This window comes from Pedobacter punctiformis (genome assembly GCF_027213715.1).
GTDB classification, from domain to species: Bacteria; Bacteroidota; Bacteroidia; order Sphingobacteriales; family Sphingobacteriaceae; genus Pedobacter; species Pedobacter punctiformis.
In genome coordinates this window covers 1-20979 of the sequence record NZ_JAPWGM010000008.1, presented here as the reverse complement: position 1 = coordinate 20979, position 20979 = coordinate 1, and the positions used below count along the sequence as shown (strand labels likewise).

General features: G+C 37.2%; 20 protein-coding genes. 9 read left to right on the top strand and 11 right to left on the bottom strand.

The features are described 5' to 3' along the window. Positions 1–12: 12 nt before the first annotated feature. Both O0955_RS17820 and O0955_RS17815 read right to left on the bottom strand, forming a co-directional pair. Positions 13–2430 (bottom strand): TonB-dependent receptor, encoded by a 2418-nt coding sequence (locus O0955_RS17820; RefSeq protein ID WP_269428918.1) that lies wholly within the window; start codon positions 2428–2430, stop codon positions 13–15. 56 nt (positions 2431–2486) lie between these two features. Beyond that, positions 2487–4976: a TonB-dependent receptor gene (locus O0955_RS17815; protein WP_269428917.1), complete on the bottom strand. Its 2490-nt coding sequence runs from the start codon at positions 4974–4976 to the stop codon at positions 2487–2489. A 243-nt stretch (positions 4977–5219) separates the two neighbouring features. On the opposite strand from O0955_RS17815, the gene O0955_RS17810 reads away from it, so the two are divergent. Together O0955_RS17810 and O0955_RS17805 are read left to right on the top strand one after the other, a co-directional pair. Continuing rightward, entirely contained in the window at positions 5220–6143 is a 924-nt protein-coding gene (locus O0955_RS17810) for an NAD(P)-dependent oxidoreductase (protein WP_269428916.1), read from the top strand. 70 nt (positions 6144–6213) lie between these two features. Beyond that, positions 6214–6690 carry an OsmC family protein gene (locus O0955_RS17805; protein WP_269428915.1) on the top strand — a complete coding sequence of 159 codons (477 nt, stop codon included), beginning with the start codon at positions 6214–6216 and terminating at the stop codon, positions 6688–6690. A gap of 77 nt (positions 6691–6767) precedes the next feature. Here O0955_RS17805 and O0955_RS17800 read toward each other — a convergent pair whose 3' ends face one another. Then, complete coding sequence (locus tag O0955_RS17800; protein WP_269428914.1) at positions 6768–8651, bottom strand: M1 family metallopeptidase; 1884 nt, start codon at positions 8649–8651, stop codon at positions 6768–6770. Between the two features lie 538 nt (positions 8652–9189). On the opposite strand from O0955_RS17800, the gene greA reads away from it, so the two are divergent. Together greA and O0955_RS17790 are read left to right on the top strand one after the other, a co-directional pair. Continuing rightward, complete coding sequence (gene greA, locus O0955_RS17795; protein WP_269428913.1) at positions 9190–9663, top strand: transcription elongation factor GreA; 474 nt, start codon at positions 9190–9192, stop codon at positions 9661–9663. An 85-nt stretch (positions 9664–9748) separates the two neighbouring features. Next, positions 9749–10147 carry an HIT family protein gene (locus O0955_RS17790; RefSeq protein ID WP_269428912.1) on the top strand — a complete coding sequence of 133 codons (399 nt, stop codon included), beginning with the start codon at positions 9749–9751 and terminating at the stop codon, positions 10145–10147. Between the two features lie 92 nt (positions 10148–10239). On the opposite strand, the gene O0955_RS17785 is transcribed toward O0955_RS17790, so the two are convergent. Continuing rightward, positions 10240–11106 carry a hypothetical protein gene (locus O0955_RS17785; protein WP_269428911.1) on the bottom strand — a complete coding sequence of 289 codons (867 nt, stop codon included), beginning with the start codon at positions 11104–11106 and terminating at the stop codon, positions 10240–10242. Between the two features lie 201 nt (positions 11107–11307). On the opposite strand from O0955_RS17785, the gene O0955_RS17780 reads away from it, so the two are divergent. Both O0955_RS17780 and O0955_RS17775 read left to right on the top strand, forming a co-directional pair. Beyond that, the gene (locus O0955_RS17780) at positions 11308–11910 is read left to right on the top strand and encodes an RNA polymerase sigma factor (protein ID WP_269428910.1); all 603 of its coding nucleotides are present in this window, start codon (positions 11308–11310) and stop codon (positions 11908–11910) included. Next, positions 11910–13091, top strand: coding sequence for a porin family protein (locus O0955_RS17775; protein WP_269428909.1), 1182 nt, complete (start codon positions 11910–11912; stop codon positions 13089–13091). Before O0955_RS17780 ends, O0955_RS17775 begins: the two co-directional genes overlap by 1 nt. Before the next feature lie 40 nt (positions 13092–13131). On the opposite strand, the gene O0955_RS17770 is transcribed toward O0955_RS17775, so the two are convergent. The 5 genes from O0955_RS17770 to O0955_RS17750 form a co-directional block, all read right to left on the bottom strand. Next, a complete protein-coding gene (locus tag O0955_RS17770; RefSeq protein WP_269428908.1) occupies positions 13132–14019 on the bottom strand; it encodes a pirin family protein in 888 nt (295 codons plus the stop codon). A 343-nt stretch (positions 14020–14362) separates the two neighbouring features. Next, positions 14363–14776: a hypothetical protein gene (locus O0955_RS17765; RefSeq protein WP_269428907.1), complete on the bottom strand. Its 414-nt coding sequence runs from the start codon at positions 14774–14776 to the stop codon at positions 14363–14365. Positions 14777–14864: 88 nt separating this feature from the next. Further along, positions 14865–15266 carry a winged helix-turn-helix transcriptional regulator gene (locus O0955_RS17760; RefSeq protein WP_269428906.1) on the bottom strand — a complete coding sequence of 134 codons (402 nt, stop codon included), beginning with the start codon at positions 15264–15266 and terminating at the stop codon, positions 14865–14867. A gap of 151 nt (positions 15267–15417) precedes the next feature. Then, complete coding sequence (locus O0955_RS17755; protein WP_269428905.1) at positions 15418–15882, bottom strand: acetyltransferase; 465 nt, start codon at positions 15880–15882, stop codon at positions 15418–15420. 87 nt (positions 15883–15969) lie between these two features. Then, positions 15970–16908 carry an NADP-dependent oxidoreductase gene (locus O0955_RS17750; RefSeq protein ID WP_269428904.1) on the bottom strand — a complete coding sequence of 313 codons (939 nt, stop codon included), beginning with the start codon at positions 16906–16908 and terminating at the stop codon, positions 15970–15972. A gap of 89 nt (positions 16909–16997) precedes the next feature. Between O0955_RS17750 and O0955_RS17745 the strand changes: the two genes are divergently transcribed. Next, positions 16998–17837, top strand: a complete 840-nt coding sequence (locus O0955_RS17745; RefSeq protein ID WP_269428903.1) for an AraC family transcriptional regulator — start codon at positions 16998–17000, stop codon at positions 17835–17837. 49 nt (positions 17838–17886) lie between these two features. After that, on the top strand, positions 17887–18183 hold the full coding sequence (locus tag O0955_RS17740; protein ID WP_269428902.1) for a Dabb family protein: 297 nt from the start codon (positions 17887–17889) through the stop codon (positions 18181–18183). 59 nt (positions 18184–18242) lie between these two features. Here the strand turns inward: O0955_RS17740 and O0955_RS17735 are convergent, their stop codons facing one another. Next, positions 18243–18467: a CDGSH iron-sulfur domain-containing protein gene (locus O0955_RS17735; protein ID WP_136839296.1), complete on the bottom strand. Its 225-nt coding sequence runs from the start codon at positions 18465–18467 to the stop codon at positions 18243–18245. A 158-nt stretch (positions 18468–18625) separates the two neighbouring features. Here O0955_RS17735 and O0955_RS17730 point away from each other — a divergent pair, with 158 nt between their 5' ends. After that, positions 18626–19282 (top strand): DUF2306 domain-containing protein, encoded by a 657-nt coding sequence (locus O0955_RS17730; protein ID WP_269428901.1) that lies wholly within the window; start codon positions 18626–18628, stop codon positions 19280–19282. A 333-nt stretch (positions 19283–19615) separates the two neighbouring features. On the opposite strand, the gene O0955_RS17725 is transcribed toward O0955_RS17730, so the two are convergent. Beyond that, on the bottom strand, positions 19616–20979 hold a 1364-nt coding region (locus O0955_RS17725; protein ID WP_269428900.1), incomplete at its 5' end, for an OmpA family protein.

Here is a 20979-nt window from a genome sequence, read left to right as displayed (position 1 = left end):
TATGGCCGAAGCTTAGTGAACTAGTGGTGGTGGAATTTTGGTTTTTGCGACTTTGGTAAAACGGTAGTTCAAACTAAAAGTAACGTTTTGCGTATTGTTCGTAGAGATGTTTTCCAGTCTGAAATTTTCACCTTCATTAAAAAAAGTATTACTTCTGTCGCCAAAAATATCATTTACGGTTACCCTGAAATTTAACCTGTTAGAGAAAAACATTTTGCGGGCAGAAAAACTTGTTGTTGCAGAACCTTTATTTCTGCCCTGTGCATTGGCATTGTTGGCATAATTCAGGTTAGATTCAAAGGCTGTTTTATAGGGCAACTGCATCGAAAATCCAAGGCTTCCTCTTACACTAATTCCATCCCGGTTTAGCGAATTGTTTATTTTTGAGGTGTAATTACTCTGGATCACACTGAAATTTCCGTTGGTCGAAATTTTATTGGTTGGCCGGTAATTTCCGATTAAGATTAAAGCCAAAGAATTATTAGTGCCCACATTATCAAATGTTGTTTCAGATCGGGCAACATTAGTTCCTGGCGTAAGTGTTACTGTTCGGTACCGCTCAATCACTCCTCTGCTGGTCGAATAAGAAAGTCTTGGCGTAAAAGACCACTTTTGCCCAAAAGCACCAAAACTAATATCCATTTGATGGGTATAAGAAGGGGATAAATTTGGATTTCCGTAGGAAATATTTAAGGTATCTACATTGTTGACTTGTGGGTTGAGTGCATTTTCTCTCGGTCTGTTTATACGAATGCTGTATGTTGCACCGAAGTTATATCTTTTCCGGAAAAAGCGGTTTAAAGAAAGATTAGGAAATAAACTTAAGTAGGGGTTAACGTGGTAATTTTGCCCTGTAGAAAGATCAAAATTTACGTTAGTCAGCTCGGCTCTGAGACCTGTTTTTACACCCCAACCGTTGTTGCGGTAATTATATGATGCATAACCGGAAAAGATATTCTCCTTATAAAAAAACTGATTGGTTAATTTTGCATTGGTTATAAATTGCTGCGTATTGAAATTGAAATTCTCTACCAACAAATCATTATCGTTTTTTCTGTAATTATAGGCCAGTCCAAGTTCAAGACGATCCCGCTTTTTAAAAACAGGCTTATCGTAATCCAGGTTAAAGTTTAAACCCTGATTTCCAACATCATTATTGTTTTGCTGCAGCGTAGGCACTGATGTGGCCAAAGGAACGTAGGTTGTACTGTACAATCTCTGATCAATATTGCCACTTGTGTTGAAAGTTAAACCAACACTTAGTTTACCTCCGCTGGTATCTGTTTGTAAGTTATAATCGGCATTAAAAACAAAGTTATTGCTGCTCCCATCACCTGTATTTAGCTGATTGCGTAATCTTTTTTCCAGTAAGGATTCATTTAGATAATGTAACTCATTACTGGAGTTTGTTGTTGAGTTATTATGGTTGTAATTGGTTGATAAACGCAGGTTTTGTTTTGGTGTAATGTCCCAGTCAAGGCCTAATCTAAAATTTGAACCTTTGTTTTTATTTTTATACCGGCCATACTGATCGTAGTAAAACGTTGTATCCGGAAAGAAATTCTCCCGGTAATTATGATTATTTCCTTTGCCTGTATTAAACCGATAGGCTCCACTACCATTTACAGAGAAAGATTTGCCCCGATAAGAAGCATTTGCATTGGTATTGCCATTTCCCTGCAAACCTGCTGCTACTCCAATATTGCCATTAAAACCAATTTTGAAACCTTTTTTCATCACAATATTGATGATTCCTTCACCATCACCACTATATTTTACAGGTGGATTGGTTAAAACCTCTATCTTTTCAATTGCATCCGAAGGTAAAACATTCAGCAGGTCGGCTATGTTTGAAGTCATGTAATCAGATGGCTTGCCGTCAATAAAAATACGGGTACTTTTCTTTCCGGCTATCGTTGCATTGCCATCAATATCAACCTGAACCATAGGAACATTTTTGAGCAGGTCGTTTGCTGTACTTCCTTCTGCCAAAAGAGTGGAGCCTACATTATAAGTTACCCCGTCTGCTCCAAATTCTATTGCTGGTTTTTGCACGGTTATGGTTACTTCCTGCAACGAGTTTTGCTCCGAACTTAACTTTAAGTTTCCCAGGTTTTTATCGTAATCTTTTTCGGTGATGGTAATTCCATTCACAATAAGCGGGGCATAACCCACAAAACTTATCTTTATTTTATAATTCCCGGCTTTTAGGTTTTTAATGCTAAAAAAACCATTTTCATCCGTTGCGGATGTATGTATGGCTTGCTCGGACCCTTCAGTATAAACAGAAATTACAGCCGACGGGATAGACAATCCACCCACTTCTTCAATTACTCTTCCACTAATTGTACCTTTTTCAGCGGCAGGGGCAAATGAGCTGCCCAACAGGATCAAGGAAAAGAGTAAGATATAAAGCAGTGTTGTTTTCAAAGTTTAATAATAATTAAAAAGGCCACTTAAAATAAATTTAAGCGGCCTGGTAAAAATTAGAATGAACCTTCATCAGGTCTGTTATCCTGCTGATCGTCTGTTTTTTTAGTTTTCTTAAAGTTAAATGTACTTTTCCCGAAACGGTATGAGAATGTTAAGTTTCCCATTGTACCCTGCATGCGGCGGGCAAAATCTACATTGGTATAATCATCATCTGTAGTCATGCTCCATTTTCGGCTATTAAAAATGTCTCTCACATTAAAGCTAAGCGAAGCTTTTTTATTAGGAAAATCGTATTTGGCACCACCATCTATTCCATACATTGCATTACGTTTACCCTGAGCCATTACTTCTGCAGCTCTGTAATCTCCACGCATTTGAAGGGAAACATTTTTAGCCACAGTCAGGTTTCCGGTCAGGTTTGCATTCCAGCTAAAACCACTGCTGTTTGGAATGTTGTATCGGGCATCACCAGCAAATTTGCTTTGATATACGTTAACATTGGTTGTAAAACTTAGTGTTTTAATTAGATCAAACCGGCCAATTAATTCTAAACCACTATTAATCTGATGGCTTAAATTTTGAGGCGTTGTGGTAAAGATTCCGTTTACAGGAATGCTTCTTACTCTTTGAATCACATCATTGGTTTGTCGGAAATATAAACTGGAAGTTAGTGTTATTTTTTTCCAGTATTTACTGTAACCCAATTCAAACGAGTGCACATCTTCCGGCAATAAATTCGGATTACCAGCTCTATAGTTTAAGCGGTCAGAAACATCTAAAAATGGGTTTGTATCCCAGGGCCGAGGGCGATTAACACGTCGTGTATAACTTAATTGTACTTGCTGATCGCCTTTTAATTTTTGAGTTAAAAATACACTTGGGTACAATCTTTTATAAGCAATTTTACCATCAGTACCGGTTAATACATTACCGGTATAGCCATTTAAATGAGTGTTTAGTTGGGCATCTTCTGCTCTTAAACCAATTTGGTAGCCGAAATCTTTAATCTGGTTTTGGTAGTTTAAATACAAGGCATGTACCTGATCTTTACTTTCAAAATCATTGGTTAGTTTAGTGTTTTGTACATAAACATTAGTTGCATTTAAAATGGAATCCGCATACTGGCTGTTGTCACCTAAACGAATCTGGCTCCGGTATCCGGCTTCAACTTTACCTGCCTTTCCTACAGGTACGCTATAATCTAGCTGAATATTGTAGTTTGTGTTGTTCCCGGTATTGTTGGTGCGCTGCAAGCTCTGGTTCAGGTTTACGGCATTTCCATTTAAATTAGTGACATTGCTGTTGTAAGTTTGAAAATTGTCATTGTCGCCATGCGAATAACCAAAATTAAAAGTTAGTTCTTCTTTGGGTTTCTTAAGCTTCTGGTTAAAATCCAGGTTTAAATCATAACTGTTTCCTCCACCCGTATTTTTATTATTGGTATAACTGTTTAAAACAGGATTCCTGCTTGAGTTTAACTGCCTGATATCGGTAAGCTCATCGCGATCATTCTCTCTGGAATTGTAACTGCCTGATAAGCTTATAACACTTTTTTGAGTAAGGTAATAGTCTAATCCGGCTTTAACATTATGCCCTTTATCTAAGGAAGTAGAGCTTGTATTTTGATTTGCAAATACCGTACTATCTGTTGGCTTTTTATAAAAAATATCCTGATAACCACCGCCAACACGATTGCCATAACGAAAACTATAATTTCCATAAAGATTTACCTTACTGTTTTGAAAACTCAGGTTGGTATTGGCATTATAATTATCACGGTTTCCGGCAGTTACCGCTGCGGAGCCATTAAAACCCAGCTTAGTATTTTTCTTTAATACAATATTAATAATGCCCGACTGACCTTCTGCATCGTATTTTGCTGATGGATTAGTAATTACTTCAACACTTTCTATGGAGCTTGCCGGAATAGACTGAAGAATTTGCGCTACATTTCCACCTGCAATTAATGAAGGTTTACCATCAATTAAAACTTTTACACCGGTTGAACCCCGCAGACTTACATTTCCATCGATATCAGTAGAAACTGACGGTACATTTTGCAATAAATCTCCTGCCGAGCCGCCTTCACTCACTAAACTCTGATCTACCGAAAAAACCTTTTTATCGATGCCCATTTGCATCGTTGCCTTTTGCGCCGTAACGGTAACCTCACTTAATACATTTCCCTTTGAAGCATTCATTTTAATGTCCCCAAAATTTAATGTACCTGTACTTGCGGTAATGACTACATTATCTCTAACCATGGTTTGATAGCCAACGTAGCTAATTTTAAAAGTAAATGTTCCAGCCGGAAGGTCAGCCATTACAAAAGCACCATTTACATCCGTTTGTGCAACTTTTACATTGGCCTTTGTGGTTTTGTTAATTAATATTGCCGATGCAAACGGGATGGTTTCCTGTGTTTGGGCGTCTTTTAATGTGCCGGTAATTTTTGCTTTTCCGCCGGTTTGTGCCAGTAAGTTAAATGATATACAAAAAAGAAGAAGGAATATTTTTATTGTTTTTGATTGAAGTATTCTCATTAAATATTAAAAATTTGTGTGTTTTTGTAAAGGGAGACAAAGTAACGGCTTGGAAGTTTAAAAAAACTGCCGTAACTATTTTATTACAGCAATTTCAGGGTAATATTTTTGTTGGGTATTAAAACCTGAATAAATAATATTTCAAGCCTTAATAATCACATATTTATCTTCCTGGAAAAGCAAATGAATAATGACACAATTTTGCCAGAATAAGCTGTTTGTAAATGTTACTTTTGCCTTATCATGAGTAAAAAAATATTAATTGTTGATGATTTGCATCCTGCCTTTAAAGAGCAGGCCATAGCGCTGGGCTACGAAGTTGATGACGAACCTTTAATTACCAGACAGCAAACTTTAGATAAAATAAAGGATTATGCTGGTATTGCAGTTAGAACCAAATTTAGAATAGACGCTGAAATTTTTAATGCCGCACCTCATCTAAAGTTTGTTGCCCGTGCAGGTGCAGGTTTGGATAATATCGATGATAAAATTGCTTTTGAACGCAATATTCAATTAATTAATGCACCCGAAGGCAATTGCGATGCCGTTGGCGAACATGCGGTTGGTTTGCTTTTATCATTAATGAATAACTTTCGCAGAGCAGATATCGAGATCAGAAATGGCATTTGGGATCGTGAAGGGAGTCGTGGTTACGAACTTAAAGGTAAAAAAGTTGGTATAATAGGTTATGGTTTTATGGGCCAGAGTTTTGCTAAAAAACTTGCTGGTTTTGAGGTTGATGTTATGGCGTATGATAAATATAAAACCGGTTTTAGTGATGCTTTTGCCCGCGAGGTAAGCATGGAAGAAATTGTGAAACATAGTGATGTATTAAGTTTGCATATTCCACTTACTACCGAAACGAAGCAAATGGTTACAGATGAATATTTTTTCCACTTTAAAAAACCTATTTTCTTTATTAATACGGCCAGGGGAGAAATTGTTAATACATCAGCAGTACTTAATAACCTTAAATCAGGAAAAATTTTAGGCGCAGGTTTAGATGTTTTAGAAACGGAAAAATTTCCAGCACTTGGAGAACAAAGCTGGTATAACGACTTAAAAATAAATGATCAGGTAATTTTAACCCCACATCTGGGCGGCTGGACATTTGATTCTTACCGCAAAATTTCGGAAGTGCTGGCAGAGAAACTGAAAAATATCTAATGCATAAATTTCTCTATCTATTTTGGGCTTAATTTCTTAAATTGGCTATACAATTCTAACTAATTATATCATGCCGAAAGATCATCTATACAAAACTACTGTAACCTGGACGGGTAATAAAGGTTCAGGCACAATGGATTACCGTTCATACGATCGCGATTACATTATTTCTGTTAATGGCAAAGCCGATATTTCAGGTTCGTCCGATTCAGCCTTTTTAGGAGATAAATCAAAATACAATCCTGAAGATTTATTACTTTCTTCTATATCGAGCTGCCACATGCTATGGTATTTGCATTTATGCTCGAAGAATGAAATTGTAGTAATTGATTATAAAGATGATGCAACAGGCATTATGGAAGAATTGGCGGATGGAAGTGGCAAATTTAAAGAGGTTACTTTACATCCTGAGGTTTTAATAGCAGATAAAGCGCATTACGAACTGGCTAACGCTTTACACCATGAAGCCAATAAAATGTGTTTCATTGCTAATTCACTTAACTTTCCGGTTAAACACGAACCAAGTTGTAAGGCCGAAAACAGTTAACCGTTTTCAATTAATAATTTTCAGTTGACGGTTCTTCATATTGAAAACCGTCAACTGAAATAATAGTAGTTTTAAAATTATTTAAGCTCGTAGCTATTGTCTTTTGGTGTAGCATCCATAAAGATTCCTCCATCAATAGCAATACTCTTCATCGCTTTCCCATTATTTTTAATCACTACTGAAGCTGTTTTTAAATTGTTCTTCCATATTGCCGGGGTATAATGAATCCGGTCTGATTTTCCATCTTCATAGGTAATAACCAGATCAAAAGGAATTGCAAAACCACCAACATTTTCTACCGTAGCAGGAGAGTTGGCCATTTTCATTTTAGTATAGTTTAACTTTAAATCAATATAGTTGTTGCTGAAAAACCAGTTGTTAAAAAACCAGTTCAAATTTTGGCCTGAACCACTATTCATTGAGTTGAAATAATCCCATGGAATTGGATGTTTCCCATTCCAGTTGTTCATATAAGTGTGTAAAGCCTTTTTAAATAAATCATCTCCAAGCATATCTTTTAAGGCTAAATATGATAGCGAAGCTTTACCATAAGAGTTATTTCCATAACCTGCACCCGAAACCTGATCAGACATAGAAATAACCGGCTGATCTTCTTCAGCAGATTTATCATTGATGTATTGATTAACCCTGAAAGATTTATAAAATTTATCCGCAGCCTCTTTACCATGCTCTGCAATACCAATTAAATATTCAAAAGTTGTTGCCCAACCTTCATCCATGTACGCATAACGGGTTTCGTTTATCCCCATGTAAAATGGAAAATAGGTATGTGCCACTTCATGATCCTGTACTAATTGCGCAAACACCGGATCGCCAAAGTTAGAATCGTTTACCATCATTGGATATTCCATGTCTGCAAATCCCTGAAAAGCAGTCATTTTGGAGAATGGGTAGGGAACACCAGGCCAGTTGTTTGAGAACCAGGCTAAAGCATAGATGTTATTTTTTACAGAGTTGATAAAATCTTTACCTGTAGCACCATTGTAAGCTGCTTGTGCACTCGCTCTGCGGTTGGTTTTTGAATCTACAACCACACTTGCTGCATCCCATAAATAATGATTACTTAACGCAAAGCACACATCGGTAATGTGGTTAGCCGAAAATTTCCAGGTATTCCAGTCGTTTTGCAGGGTAACTTTTCCATCTTTTAATTCTTGCTCAGTGGCAATATGCATAACCTCATCGCTTAAATAAGATTTTTTTAAACGGGCAGAAATCTCCGGTTGAAGAACTTCATCAGGGTTTAAAAAATCACCGGTGGCATAAACAACATAATTTTTAGGTGCTTTAACTGAGAAAACATAATCGTTGAAATCATTATAAAACTCTGCCCTATCGGTATGCGGAATTCTGTCCCATCCGTTGTAATCATCATAAACAGAAATGCGTGGGTAGCTATAGGCCGCATAAAAAGAATTAGGGTCTATTTGTCCCTCACGACCACTTTCTTTTGATAAAGGATAATCCCAGTCTATTTTTACAGTAATTTTTGTGCCTGGAGCCAAAGGTTTTTTTAGCTTTACATTACCAACAGTTCCCCAGTTTTTACTATCTACTTTATATACCTCGCCATCCACAGAAAATGCCTGGATATTTAATCCTGTGCTTAAAAAATCTTCACTTACGCCACCACCTCTAGGAGAAGTTGGTTTATGCAGGTTGTTTACAAAACGGATGGCCAGGTTTCTTAAAGTATCTGTACTGTTATTGCTGTATACAATTTCTTCCTTACCACTTACTATTTTGGTTTCGGCATCAACGGCAAGCTCCATATTATATTTGCCGTGGTTTTGCCAATAGTTTTTACCGGGTTTCCCGTCATAAGACCGGGTGCCTTTATCATACGCAGCCTTAATGTTTCGCGGCATGTAGAGTGACTGAGCAAAGATGCTTCCGCTGGCTAAAAATAGAACCACCGATAGAGAGAATAACTTCTTCATGATTTTTTTTGTGAATAATTTAAAGCTAAGCTAAATAAAAATGAGCGAATGTTTTAAACTGTAAGCCGAAAGTTATTGCATTGTCTTAAATTAATAAACCTGATATCAGTGTAAAGCCCACAGCGTAGCGAGGACTTGCAACGTTAGCAGGAGCACATTTTTAAAAAGGTTACAGGCGCTGCTTTTCTAAATATTGGATTAACAATAACAATTTGGAAATTAACGTTTGTGGCTTTTGGCTTCAGGAAGCCCCGCCCTTTGCTAAGTCCAGGTGAAGAATCGGGGATACCGCTGTTGGTCGGGTTTATTTAATAAGCGGTAGCGCGCCTTTCAAATGCTTATCCGTTTAGTCTTAATAAGATTCAAATCTGTTTCTTTTTGATGGTTTAGCAGGAGATAAACCTAAAAACATGATTATTTATTTGCTTTTGTAATTTCAGCATTTTATCTTCGTTATAATTGAAGCAAGACTATGTAGGCCTAAAGCCGATGTAGTCTTGTTTGTTTTTTATAGGATTACATAAAAATTAATTGAGCAATGACAGAGGTAACATACTATACCCAAGAGGGTTTAGATAAACTAAAAGAGGAAGTACATTATTTAACTACCACCGGCCGTCAGCTAATATCTAAAGCAATTGCTGAGGCGAGAGATAAGGGTGATTTATCGGAAAATGCAGAATACGATGCAGCCAAAGAGGCGCAGGGTTTGCATGAAGCTAAAATATCAAAGTTGAAAAATACACTTGCTAACGCACGTTTAATTGATGAATCTAAACTGGATACGTCAAAAGTACTTGCATTATCAATAGTGAAAATTAAAAATGTTAAAAACGGGGCTACCATGACCTATCAATTGGTTGCTGAAACAGAGGCCGATTTAAAAACGGGTAAAATATCGGTGAAATCTCCTATTGCACAAGGCTTACTTGGTAAATCGGTTGGAGAATTTGCCGAAATTGAAGTTCCTGCAGGTAAAATGCAGTTTGAAGTTTTAGAAATCTCCAGATAAGGTAAAAGGCGAAGAGTTTAAGGCTTAACGGGCTGCTCTTCGCTATGAAAACCCTAAGCTTTATACCTTTAACCTTACACTTTAAATGACTATATTTTCAAAAATTGTTGCCGGCGAAATCAGTGCTCATGTAGTGGCTGAAACGGTAGAATATTTAGCTTTTTTAGATGTTCAGCCTTTAACGGCCGGACATGTACTGGTTATTCCTAAGATCGAAACAGATTATATTTTCGATATGGAAGAAGATTTATATGTTGGATTATGGATGTTTGCCAAAATTGTAGCCAAAGGATTGAAAATTGCTTTTCCTTGTAAAAAGATAGGCGTTTCGGTTATTGGTTTAGAGGTTCCACATGCACATATTCACCTGATTCCGATGAATAATGTGAGTGACATGAATTTTAGTAAAGAAAAACTAAGTCCAACACCCGAAGAACTGGCAGAAGCTGCTGCAAAAATCAGAGAAGCCTTGCTTGGTCAATAAAATAAAAACCGGCAGATTTATAATCATGCCGGTTTTCTCAATTTCTGATTGCTAAATCAGAATCCCCCAAACCTACCTGCCAGATAAAGAATTTAATTTACAGGTGCTGCAATACTCGTTGGTGTAAGTACAGGCCAAACGGTGCCAATGCCGCCAACGGTGATGCCTTTATTATCGCCCCTTTTAGTATCAGAGCCAAAGTAATAAAGCGGCCAACCCTTGTAAGTCATTTGTTTTTTGCCAAAAACATCAATCACACTAATTTGATCTTTGGTAATGACCGATGGCAGCTCTTTAAGTTCTGCCTCGTAAACCGGCCAGATGGAATTGTTGCTTAAATCGGGTTTGGTATAGGTGTTTTTATTGCTTTTGTCGGGTCCATAAGCATACAGTGTTCTGCCTTGCGCATCGGTAAAGTAATTCGTATTTCCGGTACCTTCTGCATAAGTGCTGGTATAAGATTTTCCATTGGCACCTACAAGTTGTGCATTGGCAAGCATTAATGAATAATCAGGCTTGGCAACAAACCAAATTCCGCCAACACCATCACCTTTTACATCACCCGCAGCCGCATCGTTTTGATAATAGTATAAAGGGTAACCCCAGTAAGTACTTTGTTTACGCCCATCGGTACGCGTAACTTCGCCAACCTCGCTTGCATTTACTCTGGTGTCGCTACTTAAATCGGCAGAATAATATAAAGGCCAAACGGTTTCACAACCGCCTGTGCAGGTGGGTATGCCGGCCGCATCAGAAGAGAAGAAATAAAGGGTTTTACCAGATTTATCAGTGATGATTGTTCCAAATTTGGCATCTGTAGCCAGCTGAATGCCCTTTTTTTCAGGGGTTGGTACAATTGGCGTTTCGGGATCCATCGCACTTTTTTTTGAGCAGGAAACCGTAAATACTAAAGCCAGGCATAGCGCAGGCAATAAGTTTTTTTTGAAGTAGACTAACATGATTTTATTTCGGTTTTAAAACTGTTTATGCCCCTATTACGTCTGCATTTTGAAATAGGTTGCCTGCATTTTTTTAATTTTATTAGCTTAAATTTGATCAAACGAGAATCGTCAAACTAAACCGATCAATCCGAAAAAAAATATTTTTTATTCAGGCAACCTTTTATAATTCTAAACCGTAATGTGTTTCGAAAGGAGAACATGTTGACCACTAATCGCGATGGTGAAACTATAATATTACAGCACATTCAAGGATGCACACGAAATGAAAGAGAGAGTCAGCAGGCACTTTATAAACATTTCTATGGCTTTGCCATGGCCATTTGTTTGCGTTATGCAAATAACCGGTCTGACGCGTCAGGAATATTAAACGATGGATTTTTTAAGGTATTTACCAATATTGCCAAATATGAAGAAAATAAGCCTTTTAAGCCCTGGTTAGGAAGGATTATTACGAATACTGCGATCGATCATTATAGGGCTAATTTGAAGTTTTCTGATCACCTGGATATTAACGACCACGAAGATATTATACAGGAAAATACGGTTTACGATAAACTGGCTTATAATGACCTGCTCTTACTCATCCAAAACTTATCTCCCGCGTACCGTACGGTATTTAATCTTTATGCTATCGATGGATATGGACATGAAGAAATTGGCCAAATGCTGAATATATCTGCCGGTACTTCAAAATCCAATTTATTTAAGGCAAGACAAAAATTACAGGAGATGCTAAAAATAGCTGAGCAGCATTTGAGTAATGGTGAAGTGGTACAATTAAAATTAAATACAAACATCTAATGAACGAGCGAAACGATATAGATAAATTATTTAAGGAAGGATTGGAGCATCCGGATATTCCTTTTAACGAAGCAGATTGGCAATCGTTGGAAGAGCGTATGCATCCAAAAGAGAAAAGGAAAATAATTCCTGTTGTATGGTTCTCTGCAATTGGCGGGATCGCAGCGCTTTTATTAATCGTTTTTTTATTTCAAAAACCTAAAAACCAAAATGTTAATCCTTCGGGTCGGCTGACTAAAGAAAATAAACAACATTCAAACAAGCCAACAACACATCCGAAACAAATTGAAGATACCGCGGATAAAACCAATCATTCAATCCAAAATGAGAATTTTGTGGTTAAAGAACCATTAAAAGGAAAAACACAGCAAGAGATTTATAAAAATGCAGGGCAACCAATCAATGCTCAGTTAGGTGTGCTTTCAGAAAATAACCAGCTGGCTCAGCTGTCTAATGCTCAAAGTTTAAACCTGACTAATGATCATATATTTAATCTTAATCTGAGCAGGACTGTACAAAAAAATCCTGCAAGCACTAAAACGCCAACTGAAAAACATAATCCGGAAGTTATTTTAAAAAAGAAAACCAGATTCGTCTTAAGTATTTCGGCGGCACCAGATTTAACGAGTGTACAAACATCAGGCAGGAGTAATTTAAGTGGCGGTATTGGCGCCGAATTGACTGTTTTCTTTACTAAAAAGTTAAGTGTAACAACAGGGGCAGCCTATGCAAAGAAGATTTACGATTCTGACTTTAACTTATACAACCCTAATTCGAACTATGTTTTTAAGCAACAGCCATCCAATATTCATGCAAATTGCGATGTGATTGATATTCCCCTAAATGTAAATTATAAGGTTTTTGAAAATAAAAGGAATTCCATAACAGTAAGCACAGGTTTATCAAGTTATTTAATGCTGAAAGAAAAATACAGTTACTCTTACAATGCTGATAACGGCTATAATTCAGGGCCTAAATCTTATGAGGTAAGGAATCAAAATCAGCATTATTTTGGAGTGGCGAACATAGGGGTAGAGTTTCAGCATAAAATTAACGATAAGATTAGTATTGGCGCTAAACCTTTTGTGAAGTTACCTTTAACAGAAATTGGTTATGGTAATTCTAAACTGTCGTCTACAGGCCTTTCCGTTTCTGTAAACATGAATTTGTTTAAGAAATAAAAGATTGCCTGAATACCGTTGATAAATGTTTATTGCTTAATTATTTGAGGTGCGGATGCTGTTCAGGCAGGGGAACAAAATCAGTTTCGCCAGGTACAGGCTCAAAAGTTTGTTCCAGCCACTTGGTTTTAGCCTTTTCAATTAATTCACGATCCGAAGCCACAAAATTCCAGTAAATAAACCGTTCTTCAGGAAAAGGTTCTCCGCCAAAAATGTAGATTGTTGTATTTTCATGCATTTCAAAGGCGCAAAGCTTAGCATCATTAGCAATTAGAATTTGTTTTGGTTCATAAACGTACCCCTCACTTTCAATTGCACCTTCTAAAATGTACAGGGCACTTTCGCCGAACAAATCGTGACCAATGTTGATGGCTTGTCTTTTACTGCTTTTTAACTCTAAAAAATATAAAGGACTGTAAACCGGAACAGGAGATTTTCTGCCAAAGGCTTCTCCTGCAATTAATTTAATGTCGACACCATCCTGCTGCCATTTTGGAATATCGGTTTCATCGGCATGAAAAAATGCAGGCTCCATCTGTTCTAAATCTTTTGGCAATGCCACCCAAATTTGTAATCCATGGAGCATTTTATCTGTATGCCGCAAATATTCCGGTGTTCTTTCAGAATGAACAATACCCTTTCCGGAAGTCATCCAGTTTACCTGGCCGGGTTTAATAACCACATCAGAGCCTAAACTATCTTTGTGGGTAATTTCTCCTTCGAAAAGAAAAGTTAAAGTAGACAAGCCAATATGCGGATGTGGCGGTACATCAAGATTTTGATGGTCTTTCATTGCTGTCGGTCCCATGTGATCGATAAAAGAAAACGGGCCAACCATTCTTTTTTCTCTGAAAGGCAATAAGCGGCCAACCATAAAATTGCCAATATTGGCTGGCCTTTCTTCTATTATGAGCTTGATATTCGACATGATTTATAGTGATGATTTGACAATGTAATTTAAGCAATCTTCCCGGTTACCTAAAATTGAAATTACCAATTGAGCTAAATACTCTTTGCTAAAGCCTTTTAATTGTCCGGTATCAACGGTAAAAGGGAAGATAAGAAATTTATGATTTGTTTAGAGCGATCTGTTTCAGATCAGAATTGGATTAAAAAAGGAACGGGGATAAATCATACCGACCTATCCCCGTCATCTAAATTAACGCTCTCGTATATATAGACGCTTATAAATTCGATTTAGTATATACGGGCGCAATTATTTTTATTTTTTTTCAGCAGTTTTTTTTGCGGGAGCTTTAGCTTTCTTTGATTCAGCTTTGATAACTTCCTCTTTTTTCAGCTTTTTTCTTAACTGCAGCCTTAGGTTTTTTTACCTCTACAGATGCTTCTTTTGTTACCTCAATTTTCTTTTTTGCAGGTGCTTTGGCTTTTTTAACTTCAGCAACCGGTTCTGCAATAACTTCTTTAACTACTGCTTTTGGCTCATCCACCTGTTGCAAATAAGAAGTTAAAATTTGTTTTAAATAAATATCCGGTTTAGGCATGTTAATAATTGTTCCCGGTTCTTTATCCTGCGATTGTTTGATGTAAGCCGATTTAATTTTACCCCAATCTTTAGAGTAAATTTTAATAAACATCTCTACAAATTGTTCATGTGTATATTTTTTAGGCAACCTACCCAGCACTGCCTGAATTTTTTCTTCTTTTTTATGTAATACCGCCATCGATTTTAAATTTCCTCAAAGATAGCCGATATTACAGATAATCATGTATATAAGGAATTTAAACTTTTAAGTAATCCGAAAGGTGAGTTTAAGTTGCATCCAAAACAGGTTCATCTGCAATGGGTTTGTTTCGCCGGTTGGCAACCAATCTTTCGCGATGTTGTAAGCCCCAGTTTCTCAACTCGTCAATAACTTTTTCCAGGGTTTGGCTGTAAGGGGTAAGTTCGTAGGTTATGGTAACGGGCGTAGTAGAAAACACCCTGCGGATTACAAACTCGTTTAACTCCAGGTCTTTTAACTCTTTGGATAAAATTTTAGGTGTAATTTCTCCCAGCGATTTTTGGATTTCATTGAAACGCTTTGGACCTTCCTGCAAAGAAATAATCAAAGGAAGTTTCCATTTACCATTCAATACATAAAGCGCATCCTTTACTGCATTTAAATTTGCAGTGCAGACTTCTTTACTCAAATGTGCTCTGCCTTTTCTCATGAGGCAAAGTTACAAAGCTTTCCTAAAGAATGTCGCTTTCCTTTAGGAAACTAAACTCTTTGAGATAGTAAAATGCTTAAGTTGGTTTAACACTTTAAGCTTACCAAAGGGATGTGGATTTCTCATTCATTATTTCGAGGTTTTGCGTAATCTAAAAATTGATAAAGAATGGTTGTTTTACCAGTTCCATAGATAAAACCGGATAAGGTTTGCCGGATGCATCGTATGCTGATCTTTCTGATACAGAGAATCCCATTCGTTCATAAAAGCCCACGGCCTGCTCATTTTGCTCATTTACATCAACCTTTGTTATATTTTTTTGATCGATTGCAAATTCGATTAACTTTTTGCCAACCCCTTTACTTCTTGCATCAGGATGTACAAAAAGCATTTGGATCATATCTTCATTAATGCCCATAAAAGCAATAATCTGGTTATCATCCACAGCACAATATAAATCAACCTGGTGCAGGTATTCGTTATAAATTAAACTTTTGTAATCGAGGATATCTTCTTCGGCTAAAAAATGATGTGTGGCCCTTACTGAAGCTTCCCACACTTTAATAATTTGAAGATAATCGGCAGGGAGGGGGATATAGATTTCAAGATTATTCATAAACGTAATGGATCGGCTTTTTAATGTACTGTAATAAATATTTTAAACCCGTTTACATTACAAAACGGGTTTAAAGGCAATAAAGTACTAGATATTTATAATAATTTTACCCACAGTGGTGCCACTCTCAATTTGTAAATGTGCCTCAGGTATCTGATTAAAAGAATAAGTTTTGTAAATCACAGATTTTATAATTCTTTTTTCCAGGTAGGACGCAATTTCGTCAATATGATGATCATTTGAATTAACCATCATGACAAAACCTTTCATGCCTTTTGCCTCAGCTTTTTCTCCAACCAGATCATTTTTGCCCGCTGGAATACTCAGAATAATTCCGCCAGGTTTCATAACTTCTAATGACTCATCAATGTTTTCGCCACCAATGGCATCCAGTACTTTGTCAATACCAGAAGTCGCCTCTGCAAGTTTCTGAGATTTATAGTCTATAAACTCATCTGCTCCTAATTCCTTAACCAATGCTCTGTTTTTTTCAGATGCTGTGCCTGTTACCCGTGCACCAATATGCTTAGCCATTTGTACAGCATAATGCCCAACACCTCCGGCTGCAGCATGGATTAATATTTTTTCGCCTTTTTTAAGTTCCAGCAATTCCAAAGCTTTATATGCGGTTAGTGCGGCTAAAGTTGCTGCTGCGGCTTCTTCATGGGTGATATTGCCAGGCTTGAGTGCAAAATGCGCCGCTGGAGCAGTTACATATTCAGCATAAGCTTTTCCTTGCCCAGGAAAATCAATCATTCCAAAAACCTCATCACCTTTCTTAAATTTTGTGACTTTAGCACCCACTTCCTTCACCACACCGGAAACATCCCATCCTAAAATAATTGGATTGACATCCTTATAGAAGCTTGCTCTGCCTTTTCCAACTCTTGTTTTGGCATCAACAGGATTTATACTAATTGATTTTACCTGTACCAACACTTCATTTTCTCTTGCCGAAGGCATTTCTATATCGATGGTTTCAAAGTTTTCGACTCCACCAAATCCATTTAAAATAATTGCTTTCATTTTTTGCTTTTTTAATTACAAGTCAAAATTATACCAATAAATCTAAAATTAGTTGTATAATTTTTCTTTAATTTGGTATTTTTGTGCTAATGTTAAAAGAAAATTTATACGAGCCATTTACAATAGTAAGTAAAACGCTGGATGAGTGTCCGAAGGAGGGACATCAACACAGTTTTTTTGAATTTATTTACATTAAATCGGGTACCGGTAAGCAATGCATCAATAAAAATAATTTCCAATACCATGCCGGGCATATGTTTTTAATAACACCTGAAGATTGCCATTCGTTTGATATTGAAACGACAACCACTTTTTTCTTTCTTCGGTTTAACGATATTTATTTGAAAAATAGTGGCTTACTGGCAGAAAACATTGAACGTTTAGAATTTATTCTGCATAATGCCAATCATAAACCGGGCTGTATTCTTAAAAATCAAAGTGATAAAGCTTTGGTAGAACCAATGGTTGATGCGATTCTTAGGGAGTATACCAACAGAGATTTATACAACAAAGAATTGGTGCAACAACTGGTTAATACCTTAATTATTATTGTTGCCCGCAACATTGCCCGCTATCTGCCTGAACAGGTGAATATGGGAAACGAAGAAAAAGCGATGGATATTTTACAATACATCCAAAGCAATATTTATTATCCTGAAAAACTAAAAGCTGAAAAAATCAGCAATCATTTTAATATTTCAGGGGCTTATTTTGGTCGCTATTTTAAAAAACATGCTAATGAAACGCTTCAACGATACATCACAAATTACAAAACGAGATTAATCGAGCACCGTTTGCAATTTAGCGATAAACGGTTAAATGAAATTGCCGGAGAATTCGGATTTACAGATGAAAGCCATTTTAATAAGTTCTTTAAAAAACAAAAAGGAAACAGCCCTAAGGCCTACCGAAAAATGGTTCGGGTATAACACCCACGCTTATATACTTTGATTATATTTAGCAAAAAAATTAATAAAAATGATTTCACACCACGTTTTATTCTGGCTGAAAGCCGATACTACAACAGAACAAAAAATTGCTTTTCGTAACAGTCTGCAAACGCTTGAAAATATCGAAGTAGTTAAAACTTTTCACATCGGAACCCCGGCACCAATTGAGCGTGCTGTTGTTGATACTACTTATACGTTTAGTTTAGTATTGTTTTTTGAAGACCTTGCTGCGCATGATGTTTATCAGGTACATCCATTGCACAAGGCTTTTTTGGATGAGTTTCGCGGATTATTTGAAAGGGTAATTATTTACGACGCCCAATAAAAAAACAATCCAATAATCGTCCTGATTAACGGAGGATTATTGGATTGTTTGATCTGTTGTTAAACTTTTTTAGGAGGCAGGTCAAAAGCGATTGCTTCATGTTCAAAATGTCCGTTATGCGAACCATCACAAAAGGGTTTGTTTTTTGAAAGCCCACATCTGCAAATCGAAAGAACAGTTCTTCCCTGTAATCCATATGTATCTCCATTGCGATCAACGATCTCAAAATCACCTTCAATTTTTACCGATCCATTATTGTTAATCGTAAGTTTTGTTTTTGACATAAATTTATTTTGTTAGTGCTGCAAAACTAAAATATTGAACCTGAAGAACACAATCTCATTTCTATTTAGATACATTCTCCATTGCAGAGTGAAAATGATAAATTCTGCATTTATTATTGATATTTTTATCCATATTAAATATTGCAAACCATATAATTTTGAATACCGTAAAATTTATAGTTAAAAATATAGGCATTTATTTGTTGCTGTGCCTGGCTACCTTTTTAATGCTAAAAGGGATTGTACGGTATTACCCGATGGAGGATACAATTGGTTTTTTGCAATTTAAACAGGATTATATTCATATCCTTCCCTGGAAAATTGCTTTCTATGTTCATGTATTTACCATCATATTTGCCTTGCTTGCTGGTTTTACTCAGTTTTCAAACACCATTTTAAAAAAGTTCAGATCCCTGCATCGCATTATCGGTAAAATATATATTATCGATATTTTACTAGTCAATTTTCCGGCAGCATTTATTATGGCTGTTTATGCAAATGGTTTAATTCCGGGTAAAGCGGCTTTTATTATACTGGATTGTTTATGGTTCTGGTTTACGCTGAAAGCCTTAATAGAAGTTAAAAAAGGAAATATTAAAGGCCATAAAGAATACATGATCAGGAGTTATGCGCTTACACTTTCTGCTGTTACGCTGCGGGCCTGGAAAATTATTTTCTTAAGTTTTGCAACAATAGATCCCCTGCATTTATATATGATTAATGCATGGCTTGGCTTTATCCCCAACTTAATTTTTGCAGAATGGTTAATTAGACGAAAGCGAAGAACCTTATCGCTCAAAGCTGACATTGGCTAATATCAGCCAAAAAATTGCAAACCCAATAAGCAGGAAACTTACAATAAATGTAATAATAGTGATCAGCAAAGCATGAGCATTAGCCGCTTTCTGTAATTTATTATAGGTAAAGAAGGAAATAAAAAAGGCTGCCAATCCTGCAATAAGGCATGGTACTAAAAGAAGCATCATTATGTTTTTAGAGTTTAAAATTAAAAATAATGATTTTTATGATCATTACACTTATAAAACATTAGAATTACAAAGGAAATTCATGAGATCGGTGTTGTAAATCTGTCGGGAGCAGCATACGTTGTTCCCGACAGATTATTTTGCTCTTCAATAGTATTTTACCTACTGTTTAGTTATTTTAAACTCAGTTCTTCTGTTGAGCTGATGTTCAGCAGGGGTGCATTTAACCCCGTTGGTACAGCGGTTCAGTAATCTCGTTTCTCCATAACCTTTCGCCTCAATCCGGTTTTTATTGATGCCCCGGCTAATGATGTATTGTACCGCAGATTCTGCCCTTCGCTGTGATAAAGCTAAATTATAAGCATCATTGCCCCTGCTGTCGGTATGAGAGCCCAGCTCAATCCACATCGTCGGGTTATCCTGCATAATCTTCACCAGCTTATCCAGCTCCACAGCTGCATCCGCCCTAATGTTCGATTTATCGAAATCATAATAAATGTTCTCCAGCCTGATCGCTTTGTTCAGCTCAACAGGTTCCAGGTACAGATCCTTTTTGATTTCTGCTGAGCTGGTCAGGTTTTTTGTCGTTAAATCCGTACCATCACTCCTGAAGTTTGTCTTTTCACCCGTTAACCCATAATCAGATGCCTTTTCCAGCTTAAACTTAAAAGCACCCGTTTCATCCGTTTCCACCCTCAGCACCGAACCGCCCGTTTTATTCAGCGTAACCATGGCCCCGCTAAGCGGCTGCCCCGTAACTTTGTTGTACACTTTCCCGCTTAAGCTAAAAGCCAGCACCTGCTCCCGGGTAAAGCTGTAAATATCATCCGATCCCAAGCCATCTGTCCGGTTCGAAGAAAAGTAACCGCTGCCGGCCGTATTCAAGTTAAAAGTAAAATCATCCTGGGGAGAGTTCACCGGATAACCCAGGTTTTGTGGTTCAGAAATCTTCCCCCCAATCACCTTTGCACTAAAGATATCCAGTCCGCCCATACCCACTCTGCCATCACTGCTGAAGTAAAAGTTATTGTCTGCATCAAAAAAAGGACTCCGTTCATTCCCCGGCGTATTCACCTCTTTCAGGTTAACCGGAAGTCCCCAGTCCCCTTTATCGGTTTGCTGGCTCACATAAAGGTCTGTGCCTCCTTTACCTCCAGGCATATTCGAGCTAAAGTACAGGCGCTGCCCGTCTGAGCTGATAAAAGGGTCCCCAACCGAATAGTCATTTACTTTATTGTAGCTAAAAGGTACTGCCGTACCCCAGTTCCCTGATCCATCTTTCCTGCTGCTGTAAATCTCGATGTTCACCGTAGCCAGTTTCCCTTTCAGGATCTTCACCTTCGTATAATCTAAATGCTCAGGGATCCGTGTCAGCGTGAAATACATCTGCTGCCCGTCAGCGCTAAAGCTTGCCGGACCAACATGGTATTCGGTACCCGCATTTAAGGGAAACAAAGACACACTGTCGCTCCCCGTTTTAGAATATAACCGCAGGTAAGGGTTACCCGTCCAGCCATAAATGCTTT

Bases quoted from the DNA above. Each gene is read 5' to 3' on its own strand.
- O0955_RS17815 (WP_269428917.1), bottom strand. From the start codon at position 4,976: ATGAGAATACTTCAATCAAAAACAATAAAAATATTCCTTCTTCTTTTT.
- O0955_RS17810 (WP_269428916.1), top strand. From the start codon at position 5,220: ATGAGTAAAAAAATATTAATTGTTGATGATTTGCATCCTGCCTTTAAA.
- O0955_RS17805 (WP_269428915.1), top strand. From the start codon at position 6,214: ATGCCGAAAGATCATCTATACAAAACTACTGTAACCTGGACGGGTAAT.
- O0955_RS17800 (WP_269428914.1), bottom strand. From the start codon at position 8,651: ATGAAGAAGTTATTCTCTCTATCGGTGGTTCTATTTTTAGCCAGCGGA.
- greA (WP_269428913.1), top strand. From the start codon at position 9,190: ATGACAGAGGTAACATACTATACCCAAGAGGGTTTAGATAAACTAAAA.
- O0955_RS17790 (WP_269428912.1), top strand. From the start codon at position 9,749: ATGACTATATTTTCAAAAATTGTTGCCGGCGAAATCAGTGCTCATGTA.
- O0955_RS17785 (WP_269428911.1), bottom strand. From the start codon at position 11,106: ATGTTAGTCTACTTCAAAAAAAACTTATTGCCTGCGCTATGCCTGGCT.
- O0955_RS17780 (WP_269428910.1), top strand. From the start codon at position 11,308: ATGTTGACCACTAATCGCGATGGTGAAACTATAATATTACAGCACATT.
- O0955_RS17775 (WP_269428909.1), top strand. From the start codon at position 11,910: ATGAACGAGCGAAACGATATAGATAAATTATTTAAGGAAGGATTGGAG.
- O0955_RS17770 (WP_269428908.1), bottom strand. From the start codon at position 14,019: ATGTCGAATATCAAGCTCATAATAGAAGAAAGGCCAGCCAATATTGGC.
- O0955_RS17765 (WP_269428907.1), bottom strand. From the start codon at position 14,776: ATGGCGGTATTACATAAAAAAGAAGAAAAAATTCAGGCAGTGCTGGGT.
- O0955_RS17760 (WP_269428906.1), bottom strand. From the start codon at position 15,266: ATGAGAAAAGGCAGAGCACATTTGAGTAAAGAAGTCTGCACTGCAAAT.
- O0955_RS17755 (WP_269428905.1), bottom strand. From the start codon at position 15,882: ATGAATAATCTTGAAATCTATATCCCCCTCCCTGCCGATTATCTTCAA.
- O0955_RS17750 (WP_269428904.1), bottom strand. From the start codon at position 16,908: ATGAAAGCAATTATTTTAAATGGATTTGGTGGAGTCGAAAACTTTGAA.
- O0955_RS17745 (WP_269428903.1), top strand. From the start codon at position 16,998: ATGTTAAAAGAAAATTTATACGAGCCATTTACAATAGTAAGTAAAACG.
- O0955_RS17740 (WP_269428902.1), top strand. From the start codon at position 17,887: ATGATTTCACACCACGTTTTATTCTGGCTGAAAGCCGATACTACAACA.
- O0955_RS17735 (WP_136839296.1), bottom strand. From the start codon at position 18,467: ATGTCAAAAACAAAACTTACGATTAACAATAATGGATCGGTAAAAATT.